Source organism: Nioella ostreopsis (assembly GCF_004000255.1).
Lineage (GTDB): Bacteria > Pseudomonadota > Alphaproteobacteria > Rhodobacterales > Rhodobacteraceae > Nioella > Nioella ostreopsis.
In genome coordinates, this window is the sequence record NZ_RCIQ01000066.1 from 1 (window position 1) to 1666 (window position 1666).

At 66.0% G+C, this 1666-nt stretch carries 3 protein-coding genes; all 3 read right to left on the reverse strand.

What is annotated here, in order from left to right:
• Positions 1–374, reverse strand: a 374-nt coding sequence (locus EP237_RS22790; protein WP_127563098.1) for a curlin, incomplete at its 3' end; no start/stop codon positions are given.
• A gap of 82 nt (positions 375–456) precedes the next feature.
• A complete protein-coding gene (csgH, locus tag EP237_RS23755) occupies positions 457–918 on the reverse strand; it encodes a curli-like amyloid fiber formation chaperone CsgH (protein ID WP_127563099.1) in 462 nt (153 codons plus the stop codon).
• A gap of 98 nt (positions 919–1016) precedes the next feature.
• The gene (locus EP237_RS22800; RefSeq protein ID WP_071692071.1) at positions 1017–1457 is read right to left on the reverse strand and encodes a hypothetical protein; all 441 of its coding nucleotides are present in this window, start codon (positions 1455–1457) and stop codon (positions 1017–1019) included.
• Between the last annotated feature and the right edge of the window lie 209 nt (positions 1458–1666).

Sequence of the window (1666 nt, forward strand, 5' to 3'; positions counted from 1 at the left end):
AGGAGTCCTGTCTGGCATCCGTTGCCCTGAGCGACGTTTGCGTTTGCGCCGTTTCCGAACTGGAAGATGCCGTAGCTGTCGCAGCCGTTCTGGGCGAGGGTGCCGTGGTGGCCGTTGCCTTCCTGGTGGATGACGCCGGTGTTGCCGCCGCCGGACTGGCCGATGCCTGCGCCGTTGCCATTGCCGTTCTGGTAGACATGGGCGGGGTCGGCGCCATTGGCGATCTGGTAGAGGGCGAGGCCGAAGCGGATGGCGTTGGCTTCATCGGCGTTCGAGGGGTTCACTTCGAAGGAGATGGTGCCTCCGGCCATGGCCATGGGGGCGGCGAGGGTTGCGATTGCGAGGGTTGCGGCGGTGAGGGTCTTGCGGATCATGGGTCAAATTCCTTGGGCTATGGGGGCGGTTCTGAATGTGTGTCGGCTACACTAAGTCGAAGGTTCAATCTTTTTCGGGCGCTCAGAGCTCGGTCTCGACGGCGCGGCAGCGATAGGTCTCGCCGTTCACGGTCAGGCTCAGGCTAGCGTCGTAATCGGCGGCATCGCCTGACAGCATCGACTGGCCGAGGGTCACGGTTTCGCCGGCCCGGGCGGTGAAGGCGCCGCCCTGGCGGATATTGGTGCCGCGGCCTGCAAGCGAGAAGCTGTAGCTGCCCGAGAGGCTCTCGGTGGCCTGCACAAGGCCGCGGAAGGCGGTGCTGCGGCCGGTGTCCTCGACCGAGATCTGGCAGGCGAAGNCGGTGGCCTGCACAAGGCCGCGGAAGGCGGTGCTGCGGCCGGTGTCATCGACCGAGATCTGGCAGGCGAAGGGGGCGGCGGTTTCCTGCGCGACCGAGGCGGTGGTGCAGGCTGCGGCGAGACCCGCCCCGGCCAGGATCAGGGCCGCGGGAAGGAACCGGCGAGGGGAAAGGGGGAGGGTCATGGGTCTTGTCCTTGGGTTGATGGCCTGGGAGGATGGCCGGAAAAGGGAGGCCCGCGGGGGGGAAGCGAGGGAGAGAGCCCCCCGCGGGCCGGTCGGGATCAGTTCTGGACGATCACCGCGACGTTGCCATGGCCGACCTGCGTGGAGGAGGCGGAGTTGCCGTTGCCGACCTGGATCACGCCGACGGCGTTGCCGTTGCCCCACTGGGTGGTGTCTGCGCTGTTGCCTGCGCCGATCTGGGCCACACCGGTGACGTTGCCGGAGCCGTAGGTGGAGGAGGAGGCGGAGTTGCCCCAGCCCTGCTGGCCGATCACGGTCTGGTTCCAGTGGCCGTCCTGGGTGGCGATGGCGGTGTTCCATGCGCCGTCCTGGTAGATGGTCATGTCATTGTACCAGCCGGTCTGAGCGCCACCGGCGGCGTTGCCGTAGCCATACTGTTGCACGTTGACATAGGAGCCACCGGCGGCGGCTGCCCCTGCGACGGGCAGGGCGATGGCGAGGGCGAGAGCGGCGGTCTTCAGGGTGGATGCGATGGTCATTTGAAAAGTCCTTTTGGGTTGATGGTGTCGCTTGGGACGAGGGTGAATGTGATGATGCGGGTGTCGCGGTTTGTGGTGTTGGTGGGCGGCGTCTGCGGTGTTGCGTTTGCCGATGACCAACACTTGGCCCGAACCCCGGCGGTCAGGCAATATCGGCGAGGGGAAAGGCGATAACAGTGAGTTCGTCATCGAATAACACGAACTCAGGC